At 70.7% G+C, this 24,522-nt stretch carries 25 protein-coding genes and 1 pseudogene; 17 read left to right on the top strand and 9 right to left on the bottom strand.

Features of this window, described 5'->3' with window-relative positions:
• Nucleotides 1-42: 42 nt before the first annotated feature.
• Nucleotides 43-1,218 (top strand): acetyl-CoA C-acetyltransferase, encoded by a 1,176-nt coding sequence (locus DY245_RS30285; protein WP_128510399.1) that lies wholly within the window; start codon nt 43-45, stop codon nt 1,216-1,218.
• Nucleotides 1,219-1,271: 53 nt separating this feature from the next.
• The gene (gene meaB / locus DY245_RS30280) at nt 1,272-2,231 is read left to right on the top strand and encodes a methylmalonyl Co-A mutase-associated GTPase MeaB (RefSeq protein WP_128510390.1); all 960 of its coding nucleotides are present in this window, start codon (nt 1,272-1,274) and stop codon (nt 2,229-2,231) included.
• 606 nt (nt 2,232-2,837) lie between these two features.
• On the opposite strand, the gene DY245_RS30275 is transcribed toward meaB, so the two are convergent.
• Nucleotides 2,838-3,566 (bottom strand): PepSY domain-containing protein, encoded by a 729-nt coding sequence (locus tag DY245_RS30275; RefSeq protein WP_128510389.1) that lies wholly within the window; start codon nt 3,564-3,566, stop codon nt 2,838-2,840.
• A gap of 108 nt (nt 3,567-3,674) precedes the next feature.
• On the opposite strand from DY245_RS30275, the gene DY245_RS30270 reads away from it, so the two are divergent.
• Nucleotides 3,675-4,391 carry a response regulator transcription factor gene (locus tag DY245_RS30270; protein ID WP_128510388.1) on the top strand — a complete coding sequence of 239 codons (717 nt, stop codon included), beginning with the start codon at nt 3,675-3,677 and terminating at the stop codon, nt 4,389-4,391.
• Nucleotides 4,392-4,395: 4 nt separating this feature from the next.
• A complete protein-coding gene (locus tag DY245_RS30265) occupies nt 4,396-5,811 on the top strand; it encodes a sensor histidine kinase (protein ID WP_128510398.1) in 1,416 nt (471 codons plus the stop codon).
• A gap of 54 nt (nt 5,812-5,865) precedes the next feature.
• Here DY245_RS30265 and DY245_RS30260 read toward each other — a convergent pair whose 3' ends face one another.
• From DY245_RS30260 to DY245_RS30245, 4 genes are all read right to left on the bottom strand, one after another.
• On the bottom strand, nt 5,866-6,342 hold the full coding sequence (locus DY245_RS30260) for a MarR family winged helix-turn-helix transcriptional regulator (RefSeq protein ID WP_128510387.1): 477 nt from the start codon (nt 6,340-6,342) through the stop codon (nt 5,866-5,868).
• Between the two features lie 119 nt (nt 6,343-6,461).
• On the bottom strand, nt 6,462-7,235 hold the full coding sequence (locus tag DY245_RS30255; RefSeq protein WP_128510386.1) for an AIM24 family protein: 774 nt from the start codon (nt 7,233-7,235) through the stop codon (nt 6,462-6,464).
• On the bottom strand, nt 7,232-7,882 hold the full coding sequence (locus tag DY245_RS30250; protein ID WP_128510385.1) for an AIM24 family protein: 651 nt from the start codon (nt 7,880-7,882) through the stop codon (nt 7,232-7,234). The genes DY245_RS30255 and DY245_RS30250 overlap by 4 nt, the downstream gene beginning before the upstream one ends.
• Nucleotides 7,882-8,520: an AIM24 family protein gene (locus DY245_RS30245; protein ID WP_128510384.1), complete on the bottom strand. Its 639-nt coding sequence runs from the start codon at nt 8,518-8,520 to the stop codon at nt 7,882-7,884. The genes DY245_RS30250 and DY245_RS30245 overlap by 1 nt, the downstream gene beginning before the upstream one ends.
• A 215-nt stretch (nt 8,521-8,735) precedes the next feature.
• Between DY245_RS30245 and DY245_RS30240 the strand changes: the two genes are divergently transcribed.
• Nucleotides 8,736-9,086 carry a DUF3817 domain-containing protein gene (locus tag DY245_RS30240; protein WP_128510383.1) on the top strand — a complete coding sequence of 117 codons (351 nt, stop codon included), beginning with the start codon at nt 8,736-8,738 and terminating at the stop codon, nt 9,084-9,086.
• Nucleotides 9,083-9,418 carry an MTH1187 family thiamine-binding protein gene (locus DY245_RS30235; RefSeq protein WP_128510382.1) on the top strand — a complete coding sequence of 112 codons (336 nt, stop codon included), beginning with the start codon at nt 9,083-9,085 and terminating at the stop codon, nt 9,416-9,418. The genes DY245_RS30240 and DY245_RS30235 overlap by 4 nt, the downstream gene beginning before the upstream one ends.
• A gap of 50 nt (nt 9,419-9,468) precedes the next feature.
• On the opposite strand, the gene DY245_RS30230 is transcribed toward DY245_RS30235, so the two are convergent.
• Nucleotides 9,469-10,455, bottom strand: coding sequence for an ArsR/SmtB family transcription factor (locus DY245_RS30230; protein ID WP_128510381.1), 987 nt, complete (start codon nt 10,453-10,455; stop codon nt 9,469-9,471).
• Between the two features lie 79 nt (nt 10,456-10,534).
• Here DY245_RS30230 and DY245_RS30225 point away from each other — a divergent pair, with 79 nt between their 5' ends.
• The 5 genes and pseudogenes from DY245_RS30225 to icmA all read left to right on the top strand — a co-directional run.
• On the top strand, nt 10,535-11,881 hold the full coding sequence (locus tag DY245_RS30225) for an MFS transporter (RefSeq protein ID WP_128510380.1): 1,347 nt from the start codon (nt 10,535-10,537) through the stop codon (nt 11,879-11,881).
• Nucleotides 11,882-11,924: 43 nt separating this feature from the next.
• Nucleotides 11,925-12,437 (top strand): MarR family winged helix-turn-helix transcriptional regulator, encoded by a 513-nt coding sequence (locus DY245_RS30220; RefSeq protein ID WP_128510379.1) that lies wholly within the window; start codon nt 11,925-11,927, stop codon nt 12,435-12,437.
• A gap of 133 nt (nt 12,438-12,570) precedes the next feature.
• Nucleotides 12,571-12,903, top strand: a complete 333-nt coding sequence (locus DY245_RS30215; protein ID WP_128510378.1) for a DUF3817 domain-containing protein — start codon at nt 12,571-12,573, stop codon at nt 12,901-12,903.
• Between the two features lie 146 nt (nt 12,904-13,049).
• A pseudogene (locus DY245_RS46985) lies at nt 13,050-13,461 on the top strand (methylmalonyl-CoA mutase family protein); the annotation flags it as partial.
• Between the two features lies 1 nt (nt 13,462).
• A partial coding sequence (icmA, locus tag DY245_RS30210) for a coenzyme B12-dependent isobutyryl-CoA mutase large subunit (RefSeq protein WP_244943365.1) occupies nt 13,463-14,797 on the top strand: 1,335 nt, incomplete at its 5' end.
• 49 nt (nt 14,798-14,846) lie between these two features.
• Here icmA and DY245_RS30205 read toward each other — a convergent pair.
• Nucleotides 14,847-16,247 (bottom strand): sensor histidine kinase, encoded by a 1,401-nt coding sequence (locus tag DY245_RS30205; RefSeq protein WP_128510377.1) that lies wholly within the window; start codon nt 16,245-16,247, stop codon nt 14,847-14,849.
• On the bottom strand, nt 16,244-16,966 hold the full coding sequence (locus tag DY245_RS30200; protein ID WP_128510376.1) for a response regulator transcription factor: 723 nt from the start codon (nt 16,964-16,966) through the stop codon (nt 16,244-16,246). Before DY245_RS30200 ends, DY245_RS30205 begins: the two co-directional genes overlap by 4 nt.
• A gap of 57 nt (nt 16,967-17,023) precedes the next feature.
• Between DY245_RS30200 and DY245_RS30195 the strand changes: the two genes are divergently transcribed.
• Complete coding sequence (locus DY245_RS30195; RefSeq protein ID WP_128510375.1) at nt 17,024-18,184, top strand: UDP-N-acetylglucosamine--N-acetylmuramyl-(pentapeptide) pyrophosphoryl-undecaprenol N-acetylglucosamine transferase; 1,161 nt, start codon at nt 17,024-17,026, stop codon at nt 18,182-18,184.
• Nucleotides 18,181-19,185: an SDR family NAD(P)-dependent oxidoreductase gene (locus DY245_RS30190; RefSeq protein ID WP_128510374.1), complete on the top strand. Its 1,005-nt coding sequence runs from the start codon at nt 18,181-18,183 to the stop codon at nt 19,183-19,185. The genes DY245_RS30195 and DY245_RS30190 overlap by 4 nt, the downstream gene beginning before the upstream one ends.
• A gap of 18 nt (nt 19,186-19,203) precedes the next feature.
• On the opposite strand, the gene DY245_RS30185 is transcribed toward DY245_RS30190, so the two are convergent.
• On the bottom strand, nt 19,204-19,851 hold the full coding sequence (locus tag DY245_RS30185) for a TetR/AcrR family transcriptional regulator (protein ID WP_128510373.1): 648 nt from the start codon (nt 19,849-19,851) through the stop codon (nt 19,204-19,206).
• Between the two features lie 405 nt (nt 19,852-20,256).
• On the opposite strand from DY245_RS30185, the gene DY245_RS30180 reads away from it, so the two are divergent.
• The 4 genes from DY245_RS30180 (at nt 20,257) to DY245_RS30160 (ending at nt 24,446) form a co-directional block, all read left to right on the top strand.
• Nucleotides 20,257-21,228, top strand: a complete 972-nt coding sequence (locus DY245_RS30180; protein WP_128510372.1) for a tetratricopeptide repeat protein — start codon at nt 20,257-20,259, stop codon at nt 21,226-21,228.
• 611 nt (nt 21,229-21,839) lie between these two features.
• On the top strand, nt 21,840-22,457 hold the full coding sequence (locus DY245_RS30170) for a DUF6230 family protein (RefSeq protein WP_128510371.1): 618 nt from the start codon (nt 21,840-21,842) through the stop codon (nt 22,455-22,457).
• Between the two features lie 131 nt (nt 22,458-22,588).
• A complete protein-coding gene (locus DY245_RS30165) occupies nt 22,589-23,167 on the top strand; it encodes a DUF6114 domain-containing protein (protein WP_128510370.1) in 579 nt (192 codons plus the stop codon).
• Entirely contained in the window at nt 23,157-24,446 is a 1,290-nt protein-coding gene (locus DY245_RS30160) for a hypothetical protein (protein ID WP_128510397.1), read from the top strand. The genes DY245_RS30165 and DY245_RS30160 overlap by 11 nt, the downstream gene beginning before the upstream one ends.
• The last annotated feature ends 76 nt before the right edge of the window (nt 24,447-24,522 follow it).

Genomic DNA, 24,522 nt, shown 5'->3' with positions numbered 1-24,522 from the left:
CACCGCATGTCTGCAACGAACGGCACGAACGGCACCACCTCAGTGATCGTGGCAGGAGCGCGCACCCCCATGGGCCGGCTCCTGGGGTCCCTGCGGACCTTCTCCGGCGCCGACCTGGGCGGCGTCGCCATCAAGGCGGCACTGGACCGGGCGGGCATCGGTGGCGACCAGGTCCAGTACGTGATCATGGGCCAGGTCCTCCAGGCCGGGGCAGGGCAGATCCCGGCGCGCCAGGCCGCCGTCAAGGCCGGTATCCCCATGAACGTCCCTGCGCTGACCGTCAACAAGGTCTGTCTTTCCGGCCTCGACGCCATCGCCCTGGCCGACCAGCTCATCCGCGCCGGCGAGTTCGACATCATCGTCGCCGGCGGCCAGGAGTCCATGACCAACGCCCCGCACCTGCTTCCGAAGTCCCGCGAGGGCTTCAAGTACGGCGCCGTCGAGATGCTCGACGCGATGGCGCACGACGGCCTCACGGACGCCTTTGAGAACATCGCCATGGGCGAGTCCACCGAGAAGCACAACACCCGGCTGGGTATCGCCCGACCGGAGCAGGACGAGGTCGCCGCGCGCTCCCACCAGCGGGCCGCCGCCGCCCAGAAGAACGGGCTCTTCGAGGCCGAGATCACCCCCGTGGAGATCCCGCAGCGCAAGGGTGAGCCGGTCATCTTCAGCAAGGACGAGGGCATCCGCGGCGAGACCACCACGGAGTCGCTCGGCAAGCTGCGGCCGGCCTTCACCAAGGACGGCACGATCACCGCCGGCACCTCCTCGCAGATCTCCGACGGCGCGGCCGCCGTCGTCGTCATGAGCAAGGCCAAGGCCGAGGCACTGGGCCTGGAATGGATCGCGGAGATCGGCGCGCACGGCAATGTCGCGGGCCCGGACAACTCGCTCCAGTCCCAGCCCTCCAACGCCATCAACCACGCCCTGAAGAAGGACGGCCTGACCGTCGACGATCTTGACCTGATCGAGATCAACGAGGCGTTCGCGGCCGTCGCCGTGCAGTCAATGAAGGACCTCGGGGTATCCCCGGAAAAGGTGAATGTCAACGGCGGTGCCATCGCGTTGGGCCATCCGATCGGTATGTCCGGCGCCCGCATCGTGCTGCACCTCGCGCTGGAGCTGCGCCGGCGGGGCGGTGGCGTGGGTGCCGCCGCGCTGTGTGGTGGCGGTGGCCAGGGCGACGCGCTGATCATTCGCGTACCGGGTAAGTAAGCGCGTACGGCCGAGCCGAACGCGTACGAGCGAGCCGAAGGAGCCGAGCAGCGATGGTGGACGTCCCGCAGCTGGTGGAGCAGGCACGGCAGGGCCGGCCCAGGGCGGTGGCCCGGCTGATCTCCCTCGTGGAGGGGGCGTCACCGGAGCTGCGCGAGGTGATGGCGGCGCTGGCACCGCTCACCGGCAACGCCTATGTCGTCGGGCTGACCGGCTCACCCGGCGTCGGGAAGTCCACCACCACGTCGGCCCTGGTCACGGCGTACCGCAAGACGGGCAAGCGGGTCGGCGTGCTCGCCGTCGACCCGTCCTCGCCGTTCTCCGGCGGTGCGCTGCTCGGCGACCGCGTCCGGATGAGCGAGCACGCCTCCGACCCCGGCGTCTACATCCGCTCGATGGCCACCCGCGGCCATCTGGGTGGCCTGGCGTGGGCCGCACCGCAGGCGATCCGGGTGCTGGACGCGGCCGGCTGCGACGTGATCCTCGTCGAGACGGTCGGCGTCGGCCAGTCCGAGGTGGAGATCGCCGGGCAGGCCGATACGAGCGTGGTGATGCTCGCTCCCGGCATGGGCGACGGGATCCAGGCGGCCAAGGCCGGAATCCTGGAGATCGGCGACGTCTACGTCGTCAACAAGGCCGACCGGGACGGGGCCGACGCCACCGCCCGCGAGCTCAACCACATGCTGGGGCTGGGCGAATCCCGCGCCCCCGGGGACTGGCGGCCGCCGATCGTCAAAACGGTCGCGGCGCGCGGCGAGGGCGTCGACGAGGTCGTCGAGGCCCTGGAGAAGCACCGGGCCTGGATGGAGGAGCACGGCGTACTCGCCGAGCGCCGCCACTCCCGCGCGTCCCACGAGGTCGAGACGATCGCGGTGACGGCTCTGCGGGAACGGATCGGCGATCTCCGGGGGGATCGCCGTCTGGACGCGCTGGCCGAGCGGATCGTCTCGGGTGAGACGGATCCGTATCGGGCGGCGGATGAGTTGGTCGATGGGTTGACTAACGGGGGTTGACGGGGCGTATGTCGCCCCAGTTGGTGGCTGGGGGCTGCGGTCCCCTGTTTCGCCTGGGGCGGTGGGGGCTTGCGCCTGCGGTTCCGCTGTGTGCCGCGGGGGGCCGGAGGGGCCGCACCGGAACCCTCCCCCAGCCTTCGGCCGGGAGGTGCCCCCACGGCGCGGGCGTCTCGGCTCCCAGACATCGGCGCCCCGGCGTTTGCTCCAGGTCCTGCGGGCGGGTCCCGGTACGTCCCCTCCGGCCTACGTGTATCCCGTCTGCAGCCCGGCGGCACTGCCCGTCACAGACCACAGACCACAGCCCCTGCCCTCTGCCTCTGCGCCGACGTGTACGGCGAGACCCGAGCCGTGTCAGTTGCAACGGTCATAGGTACGGCGGGACAGTCGCCCACGCGCGGAGGCCGGAGGGGATACCCGGTGACCCGCCCGCAGGACCTGGAGCAAACGCCGGGGTAATCAATCCCATGGACCCGCGACGCCCGCGCCGAGGACGGGTTACCGGGTGTCCCCTCCGGCCCCCACCCACCAAGCGACAGCGAACCCGCCCCAGCCACGAACGACGGCGGCGGAACCCCTCAGGGCCCTGCCGCCAGGCGTGAACGCGGCTCAGTCGTCCGCGCCATCGTCGTCCGCGCCATGCGCCGCGGCCACGCTCAGCGTGCCCGACTGCGGGTCGACCAGCAGCTTGTGCTCCTTGCCGTCCTTGGTGACCGTCTCGACCTCCCAGACGGCCTTCGCCCGGTGGTCGTCGTCCAGTTCGACGGAGGTCACCGTGCCGTACGAGGCAGCGGCGGTACGGGCGGCCGCCGAGGCATCGGTCTTGGCGGCCTTGAGCTCGCGGCGGAGCTGACCGCTGTCGTCGTCCTCGTGCTCGATGTGCTGGTTCAGCACCCGCGCAGTGCCGGCGTCGAGGGTGATCTCGTGCCACTTGCCGTCCTTGCCCAGCACGTCCGCGTCCCAGACCAGGCCGGGACGGTCCGCGTCCAGGTCGAGTCCGGCCACGGTGCCGGGGACGGCCTTCAGCGCGGCGGCCGCGGCGTCCGGAGCGGTCACCTTGGCGGCGTTGGCCTCGCGGATGTCCTCCCGGTCGCTGGCGTCGTGGTCCTGCATGCGGATGCTGGACTTGCCGCCCTGCCCACCCGCGCCCTGCGCACCCGCTCCCTCCGTACCCGCGCCCTGCGCACCCGAGTTCCGCGCGGCCGGCTGTGCCGAGATCTGCGCGCCGGAGCGGGCGCTGCCGGCGCCGTCGTTGTTGCTGACCGCGACGGCGGTGACCGTGCCGCCGGCGACGAGGGTGGCCGCGGCGGCGGTGGCGATGACGAGGTGGCGCTTCATGTGTTCTCCCCTTGCGATCGGCTGTGGCATCACAGTGGCCGAGGGAAGCTGAAGGGGAGCTGAAGCCACCTGAAGGGGTCTTCAGGTTCAAGGTGGCATGGTGAGCGCATGCTCCCACCCGTCGCCCACCACCGCCCTGCCGGACCCGCCGCGCGCCACCCCTTTCGACTTCTGATCGTGGAGGACGAGAAGCGGCTGGCCCTGTCGCTGGCCAAGGGCCTGATGGCCGAGGGGTATGCGGTCGATGTGGTGCACGACGGCCTGGAGGGGCTGCACCGGGCGGGTGAGGGCGGCTACGACCTGGTCGTGCTGGACATCATGCTGCCGGGGATGAACGGCTACCGCGTGTGCGGGGCGCTGCGGGCGGCCGGCCATGACGTGCCGGTGCTGATGCTGACCGCCAAGGACGGCGAGTACGACGAGGCGGAGGGGCTGGACACCGGCGCGGACGACTACCTGACCAAGCCGTTCTCGTACGTGGTGCTGGTGGCACGGGTGAAGGCGCTGCTGCGGCGGCGTGGCCGGAGTGCGCAGCCGGTGGTGCGGGTGGGGCCGCTGGCCATCGACCAGGGGGCGCGGCGGGTGGAGCGGGACGGCGCCGAAGTGGCGCTGACCGCGAAGGAGTTCGCCGTTCTGGAGCAGCTGGCGGTGCGGGCGGGGGATGTGGTCTCCAAGGCGGAGATCTTGGAGCATGTCTGGGACTTCGCCTACGAGGGCGATGTGAACATCATCGAGGTGTATGTGAGCGCGCTGCGGCGCAAGCTCGGCGCCGGGCACATCGAGACGGTGCGCGGCGCGGGGTACCGGCTGGTGGCCGGTGGGTAGGGTGCTGGGCTCCGTACGGGCCAGGGCGGCGGCCGGCGCGACGGTGGTGGTGGCGCTGGCGCTGATCGCCGCGGGTACGGCGGTGCTGCTGGTGCTGAGCAGCAATCTGCAGGACCAGGCGGGGCTGCAGGCCGAGGTCGCGGCGCGCGAGGTGGCCTCGCAGATCGCCACGGGCAGGGCGTACGGCAGGTTGGATCTGCCGGACGGCGATGAGCATCCGGTGGTGGTCGCCGATGACGACGGGCGGGTGCTGGCGGTCGGCGAGGGCGTACGGGCGGTGGACGGGAAGCCGGTGGGGCGGGCGCAGCAGGGGGCGGGGAGTGCCGGGCCGGGGCGGTCGGGTGATGACGAGGGCGGCGATGATGACGATGACGTCGGCGGGCTCGGGCCGGGTGAGGTCGATGAGGATGTGCGGTACCGGGACGGGACCGCGGATGTCGACGGCGTGGTGGCCGACTACCGGTTCGCGGTGGTCGAGGCGAAGGACGCCCGTGGGGAGAAGGTCACGGTGCGGGCGGGGTCGGCGCTGGCGCCGGAGCGTAATGCCGTCGGGTCGGTGCGCACCGCCATGCTGATCGGGCTGCCGCTGCTGCTCGTGGTGGTGGCCGGGGTGACCTGGCTGGTGACCCGGCGGGCGTTGCGGCCGGTGGAGGGGATCCGCGGGGAGATGGCCGCGATCACCGCGAGTACGGATCTGAGCCGGCGGGTGCCGGTGCCGTCGTCGCGGGACGAGATCGGCCGGCTGGCGCGTACGACCAACGAGACGCTGGCGGCGCTGGAGTCGTCCGTGGAGCGGCAGCGGCGGTTCGTCGCGGATGCCTCGCACGAGCTGCGCAGCCCGATCGCGAGTCTGCGGACACAGCTGGAAGTGGGCGTGGCGCACCCGGAGTTGCTGGATGTGCCGGGCGCGGTGGAGGACACCGTACGGCTGCAGCGGCTGGCGGCCGATCTGTTGCTGCTGGCCCGGCTGGACGCGGGGGAGCGGCCCGCGCAGGTCCGGGTCGATCTGGCCGCGATGGTGCGTGAGGAGCGTTCGCAGCGGGTCGGGGACCGGGTTCCGGTGCGGGTCGGCGAGCTGGTCGGCGTGGAAGTGGCCGGGTCGCGGAGCCAGTTGGCGCGGGTGCTGGGGAATCTGCTGGACAACGCGCAGCGGCATGCCGCCTCGTCCGTGCGGGTGGCCGTGGTGCGCGAGGGGGAGTGGGCGGTGCTGCGGGTCGACGACGACGGGCCCGGGGTGCCGGTGGGGGAGCGGGAGCGGATCTTCGAGCGGTTCGTACGGCTCGACGATGGGCGGGCGCGGGACGACGGCGGGGCCGGGCTGGGGCTGGCCATCGCGCGGGATGTCGCGGTGCGGCACGGCGGCTCGCTGGCCGTGCGGGAGGGCTCGGTGTTCGAGCTGCGGCTGCCGGTGGCCGGCTGAGCCGGTGGCGGTGGCCGGCGCCGCGGCCCCGGTGCGGGGGCCGCGGCCCCTGGGTCAGAGGCTGCCGCGCTTGCTGCGGAGGTGTTCGGCCACGGGGGTGAGCGAGGTGCGGAGCGCTTCGAGGTCCTCGGGGGTGAAGAGGTCGATGAAGTGCTTGCGGACCGAGGCGACATGGTGCGGGGCGACCCGGCGCATGGTGTCCCAGCCCTCGTCGGTCAGGACGGCGTAGAGGCCACGACGGTCCGACTCGCAGCTCTCGCGGCGTACCAGACCGGCGTTCTCCATCCGCGTGATCTGGTGCGAGAGACGGCTCTTGGACTGCAGGGTGCTGGTTGCCAGGTCGCTCATCCTCAGCCGGCGGTCCTCGGCCTCGGAGAGGTTGACCAGGATTTCGTAGTCGTTGTTCGTCAGGCCGAACGGTTGCAGATCGCGCTCAAGCTGATGCATCAGCAGCCTGCTGACGTCCAGATGAGTGCGCCAGGCACGCTGCTCCTGGTCGGTCAGCCAGGGGGTGTCGCTGTCGGTCGTCATGGATGAATTCTACCCGTGAAAGTTGAATAATGAATTAATCATGCCGTGAGGGTGGCGCCGTCGGCCGGCCGGGGCCGGTGTTGGTCAGACGTTCGAGGTCACCGTGCGCAGAGTACCGCTCACAGCCCGAAGCGGCGCTGGAGGCTCCCGAGGTTGCCGGGTAGCTGGGGCAGTTGTGAGCCACTTTGCGGGACGTGTCCGCCCCCGCCCGGAACGCCCGCTTCGGTCGGTACCCCGCCGGTCGCCAGCTCCGGCATCAGCTGCTCCGTCGACTGCAGCAGGACCGTGCCGGCGCCCACGAACTCGAACTGGTGCTCCTCGCCCGAGGCCCCGCCGATCCCGGTGTGCGCCCGCAGTCCGCCCAGGAATCCTCGCAGGTACTGATGGTCGTAGTGGTGGCAGGGGGAGGGGCAGTCCGCCCAGCCGACGAGCGCCTGCGGGTCCACCCGGATCGGCGGCTCCATGAAGACCACCGGGCCGTTGGACGCGGCCACGAACTTGCCCGTTCCGATGAGGGTGAGGAAGCCCGGGATGATCGACTGCTTCAGCGACAGAGATGGCTGAAACGCGAGCAAGTTGCCTGAGCGAATAGTGAGGTTGCCCTCATCGAGATCGAAGGAATTCACATCGAAGGCACGGTCCGCGAGCAGCATCTTTCCCTGGCCCTCGGCGACGACCCAGTCCGCTGCGTGCAGTGGCGAATGAAAACTTCCGGCGATGAGGCGGTCCAGCCGGCCGTGCCCGATGCCCTGGAAGTCGATCTGCCCGTAGTAGGCGATCATCTTCCCCTTCTGCAGGAACCACTGGCCGTTCAGATCGACGCTGAAGGCATAGGGATTGACGTTGTCGTCGACGGGGAGCGAGTAGACGTCGTGGACGACGGGACCGGTCACAGCTTCTCCTCCGACGCCTGTACGTAGACGGTGCCCTGGCCCGACAGCTCCAGCTGGAAGGCCTCGCCCGAGCCGCGGCCGACCATGTCGCGCCAGCCGAGCGCCGTGGACAGTTTGTTGCGGACGTCGCCGCGGTGGGCGACATAGGCCTGCGGGTCGACATGGACCGGGCCCCGCGGGGTGATCGGCAGCTCGATGACGCCGCCGTGTGCCATCACCGCGGCCGAGCCCTGGCCCTTGAGGGTCGTGGTGAACAGGCCCTGGCCGGTGACCTGGCCGCGGACCATGCCCATCACGCCGCCCTGCGAGCCCATGAACATCGTGCCCTGCTGGAGCGAGCCGTCGAAGGCCAGCAGCCGGTCGGCCTCGACGTACAGCGTCTCGCCCGTCAGATCGACGACGTGGACGTGGTGGCCGCCGTGGCCGAACATGACGGTGCCATTGCCCTCGACGGTCATCAGAGGCGTGGCCTCACCGGCGATCCGGCGGCCGATCATCGAGCCGACGCCGCCCTGGCCGCCCTGGATGTTCGGGGTGAAGGCGACATCGCCGCGGTAGGCGAGCATCGCGCCACGCTGGCTGAACATCCGCTGGCCCGGACCGATCCTGGCCTCCACCATGCGGGAGTTGAGCACCGTGAACGGCATCAGACCTCACCTCCCACGGTGTTGCGCTCGCTGGGCTGAACGTAGACCAGGCCCTCGCCCTCGAAGCGGATCTGGAAGGCCTCGCCGGAGCCCTCCCCCATGAAGGTGCGGAAGTTCACCCCGGACTGGAAGTGCTGTTTGAGCTCGCCGGTGTGCGCGATATACGCGCCCGGGTCGACCTGGAGGGGGTACTGCTTGGTGACCCGCAGCACCACCGCATGACCGTGGGAGGTGATCGCCGCCTGGCCGGTGCCCTCGACGGTGGTGGTGAACAGGCCGTTGCCCTGGGAGGCGCCGCGCAGGCCGGTGAAGGTCGTGCCCGTACGCAGCGCCGCGTCCGTGCACAGCAGATTGCTGGCCTCGACGTACAGCTTCTCGCCCTGCAACCGGACCAGGTTGATCTCGCTGGCGCGGTCCGCGAAGTAGCAGGTGCCGTGGCCCTTCACCTCCATCACGGCCATCTGCTCACCCGTGAGCCGCCGGGTGACCATGCCGCGCAGGCCCTCGCCGCCGCCGGTCATCTTCTTGAACGACATCTGGCCGTCGTACGCGACCATCGCACCGTTTTTCGCCTTGACGGCGTCGCCGGTCATATCGACGGCGAGCACCTTGCTCCCCTGGAGCCGAAACTGAGCCACGCGTCAGACGGTAGTCGGCCCGGGCCGTGCGGGGGAGGTCCTTCGCCCCTGACGTCGCCCTGAGTTCTCCCTGATGCCGGCCGGGGCGGACCCGGTGGCGGTCTCCTTGTACTCCCCCCGGCGCGGTGATCCACGGGGCGGCTGTAACAATGGGACGAAGCTTGTGAACTCTTGCACAAGCAGTGCTCCTCGCCCGCCACCCGAACGAGGTTCCCGTGGACATCAAGACCGCCGCCGCCCTGCACCGCCTGCGCCTGGCCTCCATCCCGGAGGCCATCTCCTTCCCGGCGCTGCTGATCTTCGGCACCGGCTTCCGTCTGGCCTTCGACTACGACTCCCTGGTGATGCCGCTCGGCCTGATCCACGGCCTGCTGTTCATCACGTACGTGGTGCTGCTGCTGGACGTGTGGAACCGCACCAAGTGGCCCTTCAAGCGCGTCGCCTTCTTCTTCCTGCTCGCGATCGTGCCGTTCGGCGGCCTCTACGGGGACCGGGTCCTCAAGCGCGAGGAAGAGGCCGGCGTGATCGCGGCCCGCGCCCGCAAGGAAGGGGTGGTGAACGCATGATCGTCGCGTTCTCCGTGAGCCCACTGGGTGTCGGTGAGGACGTCGGCGAGTACGTCGCCGACGCGGTCCGGGTCGTGCGCGAGTCGGGGCTGCCCAACCGTACGGACGCGATGTTCACCTCCGTCGAAGGTGAATGGGACGAGGTCATGGACGTCGTCAAGCGTGCGGTCGCGGCCGTCGAGGCGCGCTGCGGACGGGTCTCGCTGGTGCTGAAGGCCGACATCCGGCCCGGCGTCACGGACGGCCTGACGTCGAAGGTGGAGACCGTGGAGCGCTACCTCGCCGGGGGCGAAACCCCCGGCACCCCCGAGCAGCCTCCGGCCGCTCCCTGATCCACCCCTGAGCAGCTCTTGAGCCGCCCCTGAGTGCTCCCGGGGCGGCTTCAGCCGCCGGCCGCCAGGGCGATGCCCAGCGGCGTGCGCTCGTACAGCACCTGATGTCCGTGCCGGCGCGAGGCCAGCAGACCGGCGTCGCGCAGCACGGACAGATGCGCCGAGACGGACGACGGCGCCAGGCCGAGACGGTGGGCCAGGGCGGACGTGGTCGACGGCGCGTCGAGTGCGGCCAGTACGGCGGCCCGGTTCACCCCCAGCAGCCGCGCCAGCGCCGGGCCGGTCTCCGGTTCGCTCCACAGGCCGCCGATGCCGCGCGCCGGATAGATGACGGTGGGCTGCCACGGCGGCTCGAAGCCGCTCACCACGTCCGGCCATACGAAGACGCTCGGCAGCAGCAGCACCCCGCGGCCGTCCAGATCCTGCATCTGGAGGACATCGGTACGGGTGCGGACGGTGAGCGTGTCGCCCGACCAGGACAGCCGCGGATACAGATCGGCGAACAGCCGCTGGAGTCCGCCGCCCGCCAACTGGCGCGACCGATAGCCGATCTCGGCCTCCAGCAGCGCCCGCAGCCGCGGCCAGTCCGGGGCGAGCAGCGCGTGCCAGGCCCGCTCGGTGACATCGGCCAGTTCATGGATCGCCCGGGCCGGATCCGCCAGCGCCGCCCGTCCGCGCGCCGATTCCGCGGCACCGGGCATACACGCCAGGGACTTGGCCATCTCGGCACGGGCCAGGGCCGGGTCGGTGGCCCGCAGCCGCGCCAGCTCCTCGTCGAAATCGGCCATCGGGCTGTCCGGCGGGCGGCCCAGGAAATCCGGTGTGTAGCCGGGCGGCGGCGACGGCATGAACAGCCACAGCGGTGTCAGGTCCAGCCCCGCCACCGTCGCGCGCATCCGGCGGAGCCACGGTGTGTGATAGCCGTGCCGGTCGGCGCGGCGCAGGGTCCGTACGGCCTCATGGGTCTCGCACAGGGGCGAGATGGCGAAACGGATACGGAGCAGATCGTCGGCGCCGAAATGCAGGTTGATCGGCATGGCCGCGCTCCCCCTCCCCCAGGATTCGGCTGCAGCCGAAAGACTACGGGGCGGCCTCGGCCTCCGGCAGGCTTCCGTCATGCCGCTGCCTTCCGGGCCCGCGCCGACGGGCCGTACCCCAGCCTGCCCCGATGCCCGCACCGATCTGCCCGCCGGTCCGGGGCCGAGGGCGGACCAGGAGCGCTCGGCCGGCTATCGCGCGGTCTTCGCCGTCCCCGAATTCCGGTTCGTCTTCGCCGCGCATCTGCTCTCCTCGCTCGGCGTGGTCGTCTGCGAGATCGCGCTGTCCGTCCTGGTCTTCACGCTCACCGACTCGCCACTGCTGAGCGCGCTGACCTTTGCGCTGGGGCTGCTGCCGTACGTCGTCGGCGGCACGCTGCTGTCGGCCGTCGCCGACCGGTATCCGGCCCGGCGGGTGCTGGTCGGCTGCGATGTGCTGTGCGCGCTGGCCGCGACGGGGATGGTGCTGCCGGGCACACCGGTCGCGGTGCTGCTGGTGCTGCGCTGCGTCATCGCCGCCATCGCGCCGGTCTTCGCCGGGACGCGCGGCGCGACGCTGGGGGAGATCCTCGGCGAGGGGGAGCTGTTCGTCCTGGGGCGCTCGGTGATCCGCATCGTGAACCAGAGCGCGCAGCTCGCCGGGTTCGCGGCGGGGGGTCTGCTGCTGGCCGTCGCATCCCCCGGGGCGGTGCTCGCGATCACCGCGGCCACCTTCGCCGGCTCGGCGCTGCTGCTGCGGCTGGGGACCGTGGCGCGGCCGGCGCGTGACGGGGCGCGGGGTGCGGAGCGCGGCGCCCTGCTGGGCGCCTCGCTGGGCGGGGTCCGGCGGCTGCTGGCGGACCGACGGGTACGCGCGCTGCTGTTGCTGGCCTGGCTGCCGCCGGCGTTCGTCGTGGTCCCGGAGGCGCTGCTGATCCCCTACGCCGATCTGCTCGGCGTCGGGCCGGCCGGTATGGGGCTGCTGATGTGCGGCATGCCCATCGGTGCGGTGGTGGCCGAGACCCTGGTGGGCTCCTTCCTCGGCCCACGGGCCCGCGCCCGGCTCACGTTCCCGATGGGCGTCTTCACGGTGCTCCCCTCGCTGGGCTTCGCCGCAGGGCCCTCGCTCGGCTGGGCGGTGCTGCTGCTGGTGCTGACCGGCACCGGGATCTCGTACAACTTCGGTGTCGACCGGTGGTTCGTCGCCGCGGTCCCCGAGGAGCTGCTGGGGCAGGCGATGACGGTGATGCAGGCGGGGCGGATGACGGCGATGGGGCTGGCGATGGGGCTGGCCGGCGTGGCCGCGGAGTACGCGCCCCTACGGGTCGTGATGCCGGCCGCGGGGGTGGTGGGGGCCGTCTGCGTGGTGGCGGTGATGGTGGAGGTACGGCGTACGGCGGGTGGTGCGCCGGGGGCGCTCGGACCGGTTCGTGCGACCGAAAACTGAGACAAGGCTGACCACAATATGACCGCCGGGTAGGGTCGGATGCGTGCCGAAGCCGCTCAGCCTTGCTTTCGATCCCATCGCGCGCGCCGACGAATTGTGGCAGCAGCGATGGGGCGCCGTGCCCTCGATGGCCGCGATCACCTCGATCATGCGCGCGCATCAGATCCTGCTGTCCGAGGTGGACGCGGTGGTCAAGCCGTACGGGCTGACCTTCGCGCGCTACGAGGCGCTGGTGCTGCTGACCTTCTCCAAGGCCGGTGAGCTGCCGATGTCGAAGATCGGCGAGCGGTTGATGGTGCACCCGACCTCGGTGACCAACACCGTCGACCGCCTGGTGAAGTCCGGGCTCGTCGCCAAGCGGCCCAATCCGAATGACGGGCGGGGCACGCTCGCCTCGATCACGGACAAGGGGCGCGAGGTGTGTGACGCGGCCACCCGTGAACTGATGGCGATGGACTTCGGGCTCGGGGCGTACGACGCCGAGGAGTGCGCGGAGATCTTCGCGATGCTGCGGCCGTTGCGGGTGGCGGCGGAGGATTTCAAGGACACCGACTGACTAGCGTGGCCGCGGGTCAGCACGCTTTGCCCCGCGTACGCGGGGATGACCCGATCATGCACGTCCGGAGCACCAGCAGCATGGGGTGGTCCCCGCGTACGCGGGGTTTTTGCGAGTGGTTAGTCTCGTAGGTATGAATCGCAGCGTGCTGACCCGTTATCGGGTGATGGCCTACGTCACTGCCGTCATGTTGTTGCTGTTGTGTGCATGCATGATCTTCAAGTACGGCTTCGGGATGGGTAAGGACCTCACCCTCGTCGTCTCGCAGATCCACGGCGTGCTCTACATCATCTACCTGGTCTTCGCCTTCGACCTGGGCTCCAAGGCCAAGTGGCAGTTCGGCAAGCTGCTGTGGGTGCTGATCTCGGGCACGATCCCCACCGCCGCGTTCTTCGTGGAGCGCAAGGTCGTGCGGGAGATCGAGCCGCTGATCGCCGGCGATGTGCCGGAGCCGGTCAAGGTCTGACGCCTGCCGACCTCCTTCTACGCGCCCGTCCCTTCGGTGGACGGGCGCGTTTGCGTTGTCCGATAGCGGTTACGGACGGTAATGCACCACGACTCATGGCCCTCTGCCGTCGACAAGTACTAGGACGTCCTAGTAAATTCGAAGGTATGAACGCTGACGCGATCGATGAAGGCCGCCGCCGCTGGCAGGCTCGGTACGACTCCGCCCGGAAGCGGGATGCGGACTTCACCACGCTCTCGGGCGACCCCGTCGAGCCGGCGTACGGGCCGCGGCCCGGGGACTCGGTCGAGGGGTTCGAGCGGATCGGCTGGCCGGGCGAGTACCCCTTCACGCGTGGGCTGTATCCGACCGGCTACCGGGGCCGGACCTGGACGATCCGCCAGTTCGCGGGCTTCGGCAACGCCGAGCAGACGAACGAGCGCTACAAAATGATCCTGAAGGCGGGCGGGGGCGGCCTCTCCGTCGCCTTCGACATGCCGACCCTCATGGGCCGCGACTCCGACGACCCGCGCGCGCTCGGCGAGGTCGGACACTGCGGTGTGGCCATCGACTCCGCCGNGCGCTCGGCGAGGTCGGACACTGCGGTGTGGCCATCGACTCCGCCGCCGACATGGAGGTCCTCTTCAAGGACATCCCGCTCGGTGATGTCACGACCTCGATGACGATCTCCGGCCCGGCCGTCCCGGTCTTCTGTATGTACCTGGTCGCCGCCGAGCGTCAGGGCGTCGACCCGGCCGTCCTCAACGGCACGCTCCAGACGGACATCTTCAAGGAGTACATCGCGCAGAAGGAGTGGCTCTTCCAGCCCGAGCCGCATCTGCGTCTGATCGGCGACCTGATGGAGCACTGCGCGCGCGGCATCCCCGCGTACAAGCCGCTCTCGGTCTCCGGCTACCACATCCGTGAGGCCGGTGCGACGGCCGCGCAGGAGCTGGCCTACACGCTTGCCGACGGCTTCGGCTACGTAGAACTGGGCCTCTCCCGCGGCCTGGACGTCAACACCTTCGCCCCCGGCCTGTCCTTCTTCTTCGACGCGCATCTGGACTTCTTCGAGGAGATCGCGAAGTTCCGCGCCGCGCGCCGGATCTGGGCCCGCTGGATGCGGGACGTATACGGCGCGACCAGCGAGAAGGCGCAGTGGCTGCGCTTCCACACCCAGACCGCCGGTGTCTCGCTGACCGCCCAGCAGCCGTACAACAACGTCGTACGGACCGCCGTCGAGGCCCTGGCGGCCGTGCTCGGCGGCACCAACTCGCTGCACACCAACGCGCTGGACGAGACCCTGGCGCTGCCCAGTGAGCAGGCCGCGGAGATCGCGCTGCGCACCCAGCAGGTGCTGATGGAGGAGACCGGCGTCGCCAATGTCGCGGACCCGCTGGGCGGTTCGTGGTTCATCGAGTCGCTGACCGACCGCATCGAGGCGGACGCCGAGAAGATCTTCGAGCAGATCAAGGAGCGCGGCAGGCGCGCGGTCCCGAGCGGCGAGCACCCCATCGGTCCGATCACCTCCGGCATCCTGCGCGGCATCGAGGACGGCTGGTTCACCGGCGAGATCGCCGAATCCGCCTTCCGCTACCAGCAGGCGCTGGAGAAGGGCGACAAGAAGGTCGTCGGCGTCAACTGCCACCACGGTTCGGTCACCGGCGATCTGGAGATCCTGCGGGTCAGCCATGAGGTCGAGCGGGAGCAGGTGCGGGTGCTCGCGGAGCGCAAGGCCGCTCGCGACGACGCCCGCGTACAGGCCGCGCTGAAGGCGATGCTGGAGGCCGCGCGGAACGGCGGCAACATGATCGAGCCGATGCTGGAGGCCGTACGCGCCGAGGCCACACTCGGCGAGATCTGCGGCACGCTGCGGGACGAGTGGGGCATCTACACCGAGCCGGCCGGATTCTGAACGGCTGCCGCCGGGAGCGGCCCGGGTGGGGCGGGCCGTTGGTGGTCGCCTAGGGGACCGGCAGCCGCAGCCGGAAGAGTGCGCCGCCCCCCGGGGCCTGTTCTGCGGTGAGGTCGGCGCCGTGTGCGCGGGCGATCTGGCGGGCCATCGCGAGGCCCAGGCCCGAGCCGGGGAGGGCGCGGGCCGACTCGGCGCGGTAGAAGCGGTCGAAGACATGGGGCAGGTCGTCCGCCGTGATGCCGGGACCGTGGTCGCGTACGGTCAGTTCCAAAGCGCCTTGTACGCAGGCGAGTTCGGTCTCCACGGGGCCGCCGGGTGGTGAGAATTTCGCGGCGTTGTCGAGGAGGTTGGACAGCAGCCGGGCGAGGCGGGCGGGGACGCCGGGGCGGGTGAGCTCGGTGGTGGACGGCGCGATGGCGATGGTGAAGGTGATCTCCGGCCAGTGCTCGCGGGCGGCGCCCACCGCGTGCTCCAGGAGGGCGGCCGGGCGTACCTGTTCGACCAGCGGCTGGGGCTCCTCGTCGCGGGCGAGTTCGATCAGGTCGTTGACGAGGGTGGTGACCTCGCGCAGCTGACGGCCGAGGGCCGCCGAGGCGCGGTCGCGCTGGGCGTCGGTCAGGCGGTCGGCGCGGGCGAGGAGCTCGGCGTTGGTGCGCAGGGCCGTCAGCGGGGTGCGGAGTTCGTGGGAGGCGTCGGCGACCAGACGGCGCTGGGCGGTGACGGACTGCTCCAGCTCGGCGAGCATGGTGTTGAAGGTGGTGGCGAGGCGGGTGATCTCGTCCTCGCGGGCCGGGGAGCCGGCCGGCAGCTCGATGCGGTGGCGGGCGTCGCGGGTGGCGGCGATGCGTTCGGCGGTGGCGGTGAGGCGGGCGACCGGGGCCAGGCCCGTACGGGAGACCCAGTAGCCGAGCGCGGCGGCCAGCAGGACGCCGGCGCCGCCGACCGCGAGGAGCGCCAAGGCGGCGTGCTGTACGCCTTTCTCGACGGTGTCCGAGCGCAGCGCGACCTGGAGGGCCTCGTGTCTGCCGGGGAGGCGGGTGGTGTACATCCGCACCGGCCGGCCGGCGACCGTCAGTTTGCTGTAGTACGCGGTGCGTTCGCCGTTCGCCACCTGGCGGGTGGCGTCGGTGACGGGCAGGGTGGTGAAGCCCTTGCGCGGGTCCTTGGCCGGGTCGGCGGGGACGATCTGGACGCAGGGGACGGCCTGGTACTGGCAGGAGGCGTCGCCCGGGGTCGGGCCCCAGTTGCGGGTCCGCTGGGTGAGCTGGGTGGCCGTCTGGGCGAGGTTCAGTTCGAGCTGGCGGGTCATCTGGTAGTGGATGATGACGAAGGCGGCGGCGCAGACGCCGATGGCCACCAGCGCCACCGCGGCGGATGCGGCCAGGGCCAGCCGGGTGCGCAGCGGGCGGCGGCGTCGCCAGCGGGCGCCGAGGCCGCGGGTGCCGGTCATCGGCCCTCCGGGTGGTCCAGGCGGTAGCCGACGCCGTGCACGGTGTGGACGAGGCGGCTCTCGCCGCCGGCCTCCAGTTTGCGGCGCAGATAACCGATGTATACGGCCAGCGAGTTGGAGTCGGGGCCGAAGTCGCGGCCCCAGACCCGCTCCAGGATCATCTCGCGCGGCAGCACCTGGCCCGGGTGCAGCAGCAGGAGTTCCAGCAGTGCCCATTCGGTGCGGCTGAACTCCAGGGGGCGGCCGGCCCGGTGGCCGGTGCGGGTCAGCGGGTCGACGACCAGGTCGTCGAAGGAGAGCCGGGTGTCCTCGACGGCGGTGGTCGCGGCGCGGCGCAGCAGGGCCCGGATGCGGGCGACCAGCTCGTCCAGGGCGAACGGTTTGACGAGGTAGTCGTCCGCGCCGGCGTCGAGACCGTCGACCCGCTCGCTGACCGAGTCCAGCGCGGTCAGTACGAGGATCGGGGTGCGGTCGTCCAGTGCGCGCAGCCGGCGGCAGACGGCCAGGCCGTCCAGGACGGGCATCATCACGTCCAGGACGATGGCGTCCGGCTGCCAGGCGGCCACCTCCGAGAGGGCGGCCAGGCCGTCGGCGGCGCCGCGTACCGTATAGCCCTCCACGGCGAGGCCGTCCTCCACGGCGGCGCGTACCTCCGGTTCGTCGTCGACGACGAGGATCTTGGCGGCTGGGGTGTTCCCTGGCGTGGGCGGCATGGACATAGGCTGCCAAACACCTCTCTTAGAAGCTTCTTAGGGCACAGGACGAGCGTGGCGGCCATGCGCACACCACTCTCTGTCGTGATCGGTGCGGGCGGCACCGGCGGCCACATCTACCCCGGACTCGCCCTTGCCGACGCGCTCCGCCGGGCCGTGCCCGATGCGGTGATCTCCTTCGTGGGGACCGAACGCGGGCTGGAGACACGGCTGATACCGCAGGCCGGATACCGGCTGCACACCGTCGACATGATCCCCTTCGATCCCTCGCTCGGCGCCCGACGCTATCTGCTGCCGGCCGCGCTGCTGAGATCGGGCGCCCAGTGCCGGGCCATCCTCAAGGAACAGAACGCCCAGGTCGCGGTCGGTATGGGCGGCTATCCGAGCGCCCCGGTGATCGTCGGGGCGCGGCTGGCCGGGCTGCCGAGCCTGGTCCACGAGTCCAACGCGGTGCCCGGCCGGGCCAACAAGTTCGCGGCCCGGCTCACCCCGCATCTCGCGCTCGCCTTCGACCGCAGCCGGGAGCATCTGGCGGGCGGCGAGCGCGCCGAGACGGTGGGGATGCCGCTGGTGGGGCCGCTGGCCGAGCTGGACCGGGCGCGGCTGCGGCCGTCCGCGCGGCGGGCGTTGGGCGTCCCGGACGGGGCCCGGCTGCTGCTGTTCAACGGCGGGAGCCTGGGCGCGGCCCGGCTCACCGAGGCCGCGGTGGGCCTCGCCGGCCGCTACCGCTCGCGCACCGATCTTCGGCTGCTGATCAAGACCGGGCCCGCGGCCCTGGAGGAGACCCGGGCGCTGCTGGTGGCGAACGGCGGGGTGGCCGTCGCCGAGGCGGTGCCGTATCTGGACCGGATGGATCTGGCGTATGCCGCCGCGGATCTCGTGGTGTGCCGGGCCGGTTCGGCGACCGTCGCCGAGCTGGCCACGATCGGGATGCCCGCCGTCCTCGTGCCGTATCCGCATGCGCCGGGCGACCACCAGACGCACAACGCGCGGGTGCTCTCCGATGCCGGGGCCGCGCTGCTGCTGGCCGACGCCGAGACCACCGCGGAGCGGCTGGACGCACTGGTCACCCCGCTCCTCGCCGATCCCGACCGGCTGGCCGCGATGGGCGCGGCCGCCGACCCCGGCACCCATGCGCGGGCCGCCGATCTGCTGGCCGCCAAGGCGCTGGCGCTGGCCGGCCATCCGTACGCCGATCACCTCACGATGAAGGAGTCAGTATGAACAGCAGTACGCAGCAGTGGGCGGGACGCAAGGTTCTGGTCACCGGGGCCGAGGGTTTCATCGGGTCCACCCTGGTCGACATGCTGGTCGAGGCCGGGGCGCAGGTGCGCGCCTTTGTGCACTACAAGCCGTATGCGGAGAAGGGCAATCTGGCGCGCTATCTGGCGCCGGGCGGTCCGGTCGAGATGATCGCGGGGGATGTACGGGACGCGGGCCGGGTGATGGACGCGGTCGCCGGCTGCGACACCGTCTTCCATCTGGCCGCCCTGATCGGGATTCCGTACAGCTATGACGCACCGGGCGCGTATGTGCAGACGAATGTGGTGGGTACGGAGAATGTCGCGGAGGCCTGCCGACGGCATGCGGTGCGGCGGTTGGTGCACACGTCCACGAGTGAGGTCTACGGGACCGCGCTGACCGCGCCGATCGGCGAGGACCACCCGTTGCAGCCGCAGTCGCCGTACTCCGCCTCGAAGATCGGCGCGGACATGATGGCGCTGTCGCACTGGCACGCCTTTGAACTGCCGGTGACGGTGGTACGGCCGTTCAACACCTACGGGCCCCGGCAGTCCGCGCGTGCCGTGATCCCCACGATCCTGGCGCAACTCCACTCGGGCGCCCGGCAGATCAAGCTGGGCTCGCTCACCCCGACCCGCGACTTCACCTATGTCACGGACACCGCGGCGGGGTTCTTGGCGATGGCCGACTGCGACCGGGCGCTCGGCCAGGTCGTCAATCTGGGCACCGGGCGGGAGATCGCCATCGGGGCGCTCGCCGAGGCGCTGATCGCGGCCTCGGGGCGGGAGGCCGAGGTGGTGGTGGACGCCGAGCGGCTGCGGCCCTCGGGCAGTGAGGTCGAACGGCTGCTGTCGGACAACTCCCGGGCGCGCGCATGGGCTTCGTGGGAGCCGCGGGTGTCGCTGGAGGAGGGGCTGGAGCGGACCTCGGCGTGGGTGGCCGGGCATCTGGAGCTGTTCCGGGCGGACCGGTACCAGGTCTAGAGCCTCTCCGGCGGGCCGTCAGCTCAGGCCGCGCAGACCCGCGAGCAGCACCGTCGAGAACTGGTGGGCCCATGCGGGGTCCACCGGTTCGGCGGTGACCAGGGTGCGGTGCACGATCGCGCCGGCGATGACGTCGAAGATCAGGCCGACGGCCTGCGCGGCGGCCAGTTCGCCCTCGGGTCCGGTGTCGTCCGGCGGGAGTTCGCCGCGCTGCTGGGCGCGTTCGCGGCCGAGCACGACCAGCCGCTTCTGGCGGTCGACGATCGCCGAGCGGATCCGTTCGCGCAGCGCTTCGTCGGTGGTGGACTCGGCAACCACGGCCATCAGCGCCGTCTTGGTCTCCGGCCGCGCGAGCAGCGCCCCGAACTGCAGCACCACACCCTCTATGTCGGACTGCAGACAGCCCCGGTCGGGGAGTTCGAGCTCGTCGAAGAGGACCGCCACGGCGTCCACGACGAGCTCGTTCTTGTTGGCCCAGCGGCGGTAGAGCGTCGTCTTGGCGACGCCGGCGCGGGCCGCCACATCGCTCATGGTGAGCCGCCCCCAGCCCAGATCGACGAGCGCGGCACGGGTCGCGCGGAGGATCGCATGGTCGGTCTCGACGCTGCGCGGGCGGCCCGTGCGGCCCTTGCGGGGGCTGGCGGAGTGGTGCATGCGGGCGACCATACCGGCCGGTAAGACGGGGGGCCCTGAGATTCCCCGTGCGCCCCGTGAGGGAGATCACTTCGTGCGGGGCCGGAACCGGTTGTCGTGCGGGGGTTGCCCCGAGTTACGCTACGGGTCGTAGCGTAAGAGCGACAGCCACTGGCTGTGGGTGGGGACCCACGGCCGCGCACAACGGTCCTCCTCGGGACCGGACACAGGTCCTCCTCGGGACCGAACGGGCAGCGAACCCGTCCGTACGCCGGCATTCCGGCGGGGCGTACGGACGGATGCGGTGCCCGGCACAAGGTCCGGCGGCGCAGCCGGACCGGCTGCCGCAGCACCGATTTCCGCACCATTTGCGTCGCCGACCGCACCGCTTTCCGGATCGCTTTTCGGAACGGACCGTCCAGGGGGGAGGATGGACCCATGCAGCCACGCAATATGTCCATGAGTGGAGTCGTCGACCTCGCAGCTGTGAAGGCGGCCGGGGAAGCGAAGCAGAAGGCGGAGCAGGCGCGCGCCGAGGCCGCCCGTACGGGTCAGGCGCCCGTGAGCGGTGCCCGTCTGGTGTTCGACGTCGATGAGGCGGGGTTCCAGCAGGACGTCCTGCAGCGCTCCACCGAGGTTCCGGTCGTCATCGATTTCTGGGCCGAGTGGTGCGAGCCGTGCAAGCAGCTGGGTCCGCTGCTGGAGCGCCTCGCGGCGGAGTACGCCGGCAAGTTCGTGCTGGCCAAGATCGACGTCGATGCCAACCAGATGCTGTTCCAGCAGTTCGGGGTGCAGGGCATCCCGGCGGTGTTCGCGGTGGTCGCGGGCCAGCCGATCCCGCTGTTCCAGGGCGCGGCCCCGGAGGCGCAGATCCGGCAGGTGCTCGACCAGCTGGTGCAGGCCGCCGAGCAGCAGTTCGGCATCGTGGGCGCGCCGGTCGACCCGCAGGCCGTGGGCGAGGAGCCGGCGGCCGAGGCGCCGGCGCCGGTCGGTCCGTACGACGCGCTGCTGGAGGCCGCCAATCAGGCGCTGGACTCCGGCGATCTGGGCGGTGCCATCCAGGCGTACAAGAACGTGCTCTCCGACGACCCCGCCAACCCGGAGGCCATCCTCGGTCTGGCGCAGGCCGAACTCCTGCAGCGGGTGCAGGACCTGGATCCGCAGGCGGTGCGCAAGGAGGCCGCCGAGAACCCGGCCGATGTGCAGGCGCAGATCCGTGCCGCGGACCTCGATCTGGTCGGCGGTCATGTCGAGGATGCGTTCGGCCGGCTGGTCGACGCGGTGAAGCGGACGGCCGGTGACGACCGGGAGGCCGCGCGGCTGCGGCTGCTGGAGCTGTTCGAGGTCATCGGGGCGGACGATCCGCGGGTGACGGCGGCGCGTACCGCGCTTGCCCGGGTGCTGTTCTGACCCGCTGTCTCCGAGTCGCCCGCTTCTGACCTGTACGACCTCCGTGCGTTGACCGAACAAACGGAACAGCGGCTACGTTTTACCAAAACTTGGTAAACGTAGCCGCTGTTACTTGTAGTAAGTCTCGGCGACCCCCTTGCGGTGCTGTGTCCGCAATTGCGTTACGCCCCCTCGTGATGGGTGGCGACCCTGTGTGCCCGGATGTTCTCGGTCGGTCGCCGCCCGGTTATCAGGCCGTTACCCGCAAGTAACGAGCCTCTTGTGTACGGGCCGTGAATGGACCACGATCGGCCACGCTCGGTCCCTTCCCGCAGCCCGGCATCCGGTCGGTGCAGCGGGGTACTTGGGTCCCCACCGAGTGGTCGGCGGCAGTGGCGCCGGCCGTGGACAGGGGGGTCTCTGCCCCATCCGGCAGGGCCTGTCCAGGAGGTTGCGCGAGAGCGTGGCCAGTGGTTGTCGCTCGGGGGTGATCGCCGGTGTTCGGAACGCGATGTGCCTCCGAGGACGGGCGCTCTCCTTCCCGAGGACGTAGCACTTCTCCCATCCCAGGTACCGCAGTCCCAACGGGGGCGAGGGGTACCGGAGATGTACGTCCGAGAAGGAGGAAAGTCATGGAGTCCCTGGCTCGTGGCGGGACCAGATGGAAGCGGTTCGCCGTCGTCATGGTGCCGAGCGTCGCGGCGACTGCCGCGATCGGTGTCGCCCTCTCGCAGGGTGCGCTCGCGGCGTCGTTCAGCGTGTCCGGCCAGCAGTTCAAGGTCACCACCGACCGGCTGGAAGGCACCGGCTTCGTTCAGTACGGAGCCATTGACGCCCAGAAGGGCGGCAAGCAGGTTCCGGTGGCGGTCTCGGGGTTCTCGAGCGCCAAGATCAAGAACCTGTGCCAGTCGGTGGTGGTGCCGGTACCGGTCTTCGGCGATGTGTCGATGAAGCTGTCGGCCGGTGGCGGTGACACGCCTGTCGAGGCGAAGAACCTCTACATCGACCTCGACCAGCTGGACGCGGACGCGACCTTCAGCAACATCAACATCGGTGTTGCTGCGGGCTCGACGTCCAAGGGCCCCGGCATGCACAAGGGCGACAAGGCGGACCCGGGCTCTTTCGCCCAGGAAGCCGACTCGGCCGTGCTGACCCACGTCAAGCAGACTGCCTGGGCCACGACGGCCGGCACGTTCAAGCTCAGCGGCCTCAAGATGAGCGTCGCCAAGGGCAAGAGCGAGTGCTACTGACGCACTGAGCGTGCGGGCGCGGGGCGAGCTGTGCGGCCAACGCCGTTCCCCGTGCCCGTACGCCGGGTAGCGCCAAGTAGGACACCCCAGCTCAGAACCACCGATTTGCCAGTCCCGAGGAGCTGTACGACATGAGCGCCGAAACGCGACCACGGCTGATCGAGACTGCGGGCCAAAAGCGGCTTTCGTTCCGGGAATGGCGCGGACTCCGCCCGTTCTGGGGCGGTCTGCTGACTCTGCTGGCCGGCATCCCGATCATGTACCTCCCTTACGCGAATCTCACGATCGGTTCCCTGACCGTCCGCATGGCGACCACCGCCGGCGCCGGCTCGCTGATCATCGGCGTACTGCTGGTCGTGCTCGGTCTGACCATGTGGTTCCAGCCGGCCTCGCGCGTCTTTGCGGGCGTGGCGGCGATTTTGCTCTCCCTGGTCTCCCTGGTCGTCTCGAACTTCGGCGCCTTCCTGGTCGGCTTCCTTCTGGGGCTGATCGGCGGAGCTCTGGGTGTCTCCTGGGCACCGGGCAAGGCGGCCGCCGAGGCCAAGGACGGGGCCGATGAGCCGGCTCGTCCCACGGCCGGCCCGCCGGTCTTCGTCGATGCGCGACCCACGACGGCGACCGGTCACGACCCGGAGTCGGGCAACGGACTGGACGACCTGTCAGGAACGAGCCCGACCAATGGAACGAACGGGAGGCACCGTGCCGGGTGACGAGCTGCACGAGGAGAACGCAGCCGCCGGGGCGAGAACCGGGCCGCGGCACGCGGCACCGAGGAAGCCGTTGCTGACTCGGCTCCACGTGCCCGCGGGCAAGGCGATAGCCATCGCCGCGATGCCGTCCGCCGTGCTCATGGGCATGGGTCTGACGCCCCAGATGGCGATCGCCAAGTCGGCGCCCAAGAGCCCCTACAAGGACGGTCCGTGCGTGACCGCCCCGGACAAGGTGGACGAGAAGGACACCAAGTCCAAGGACGGCGCGAAGGACACGAAGGACGACGCCAAGCCGTCCGACAAGGCCTCCTCCTCGCCTTCGCCCTCGCCCTCGGCGAGCAAGGAAGCGAGCAAGGCGCCCGAGCCCGAGCCCTCCGGCTCCGCGAAGACCGACGAGCCCTCCGGCTCCGCGACCCCGTCGCCGTCGGCCTCCGAGGAGAAGAAGGACGACGGGGGTCTGCTGGGCGGCATCGGTGACGCGCTCGGCGGTCTCCTGGGCGGCGACAAGTCCGAGGAGCCGAGCGCTTCCGCCTCCCCGAGCCCCTCGCCGTCGGCATCCGCGTCCAAGGACGAGTCGGCCACGGGCGACCCGGCCAAGGACACGGCGTCCGCCACCGACAAGGTCACCAAGCCGGTCACGGACACGGTCGACGGCCTCAAGGACGGCGCCGACAAGGCCGCAGGCGCCGCCAAGAACGGGTCGAAGACGGTCAACGACACCGTCCACGGCGCCGTGGGTGCGGCGGACAACGCCCTGCCGGGCGGCGGCGTGGACGGCAAGGACGCCAGCGGCAAGAAGGCGTTCCCCTGTGTCGTCGAGAACAAGCAGAAGGGCAAGGACGAGCAGACGCCCGTCACCCTGCCCGACGCCCCCTGGCACCTGGAGTCCAGCGGGCTCACCCTGCGCGGCCTGGACTACGAGGGCGTCGTCAATGTCACGACGCAGGGCGGCCGTACCAAGCAGGCCCTGAAGTTCACGGCCGACACCATCGACATTGGCGATCTCCACCAGATCGTCGACGACCCGGCGTCCGGCAAGAAGTACCACGTCCGGTCGACACCGGGGTCCACGTCCACCATCCGTGGCGGCAAGGTGACGTTGTACACCGAGCGGCTGCAGGGCAACCTCTTCGGCCTGATCCCGATCGTGTTCGACCCCGAGCACCCGCCGCCCATCAATGTCCCGTACGCCTACTTCACCAAGGTGAAGCTCGACCAGGCGGGCCAGTTCGGCGGCAATCTCCATGTCCCGGGCATGCATGTGACCATCGAGAACTGACCGGGAGAACCACCCGGCCGGAGCTTTTCCGGAAGCCGCACAAAACGGCGGTGGGCCGCCCCAACAGGGGGCGGCC

This window comes from Streptomyces inhibens (assembly GCF_003389455.1).
Lineage (GTDB): Bacteria > Actinomycetota > Actinomycetes > Streptomycetales > Streptomycetaceae > Streptomyces > Streptomyces inhibens.
Note: the sequence above shows the minus strand (reverse complement) of the source record. Positions and strands in the feature narration are given on the sequence as shown.

Bases quoted from the DNA above. Each gene is read 5' to 3' on its own strand.
- meaB (WP_128510390.1), top strand. From the start codon at position 1,272: ATGGTGGACGTCCCGCAGCTGGTGGAGCAGGCACGGCAGGGCCGGCCC.
- DY245_RS30275 (WP_128510389.1), bottom strand. From the start codon at position 3,566: ATGAAGCGCCACCTCGTCATCGCCACCGCCGCCGCGGCCACCCTCGTC.
- DY245_RS30270 (WP_128510388.1), top strand. From the start codon at position 3,675: ATGCTCCCACCCGTCGCCCACCACCGCCCTGCCGGACCCGCCGCGCGC.
- DY245_RS30260 (WP_128510387.1), bottom strand. From the start codon at position 6,342: ATGACGACCGACAGCGACACCCCCTGGCTGACCGACCAGGAGCAGCGT.
- DY245_RS30250 (WP_128510385.1), bottom strand. From the start codon at position 7,882: ATGCCGTTCACGGTGCTCAACTCCCGCATGGTGGAGGCCAGGATCGGT.
- DY245_RS30235 (WP_128510382.1), top strand. From the start codon at position 9,083: ATGATCGTCGCGTTCTCCGTGAGCCCACTGGGTGTCGGTGAGGACGTC.
- DY245_RS30230 (WP_128510381.1), bottom strand. From the start codon at position 10,455: ATGCCGATCAACCTGCATTTCGGCGCCGACGATCTGCTCCGTATCCGT.
- DY245_RS30225 (WP_128510380.1), top strand. From the start codon at position 10,535: ATGCCGCTGCCTTCCGGGCCCGCGCCGACGGGCCGTACCCCAGCCTGC.
- DY245_RS30215 (WP_128510378.1), top strand. From the start codon at position 12,571: ATGAATCGCAGCGTGCTGACCCGTTATCGGGTGATGGCCTACGTCACT.
- DY245_RS30205 (WP_128510377.1), bottom strand. From the start codon at position 16,247: ATGACCGGCACCCGCGGCCTCGGCGCCCGCTGGCGACGCCGCCGCCCG.
- DY245_RS30200 (WP_128510376.1), bottom strand. From the start codon at position 16,966: ATGTCCATGCCGCCCACGCCAGGGAACACCCCAGCCGCCAAGATCCTC.
- DY245_RS30195 (WP_128510375.1), top strand. From the start codon at position 17,024: ATGCGCACACCACTCTCTGTCGTGATCGGTGCGGGCGGCACCGGCGGC.
- DY245_RS30190 (WP_128510374.1), top strand. From the start codon at position 18,181: ATGAACAGCAGTACGCAGCAGTGGGCGGGACGCAAGGTTCTGGTCACC.
- DY245_RS30185 (WP_128510373.1), bottom strand. From the start codon at position 19,851: ATGGTCGCCCGCATGCACCACTCCGCCAGCCCCCGCAAGGGCCGCACG.
- DY245_RS30180 (WP_128510372.1), top strand. From the start codon at position 20,257: ATGCAGCCACGCAATATGTCCATGAGTGGAGTCGTCGACCTCGCAGCT.
- DY245_RS30170 (WP_128510371.1), top strand. From the start codon at position 21,840: ATGGAGTCCCTGGCTCGTGGCGGGACCAGATGGAAGCGGTTCGCCGTC.
- DY245_RS30165 (WP_128510370.1), top strand. From the start codon at position 22,589: ATGAGCGCCGAAACGCGACCACGGCTGATCGAGACTGCGGGCCAAAAG.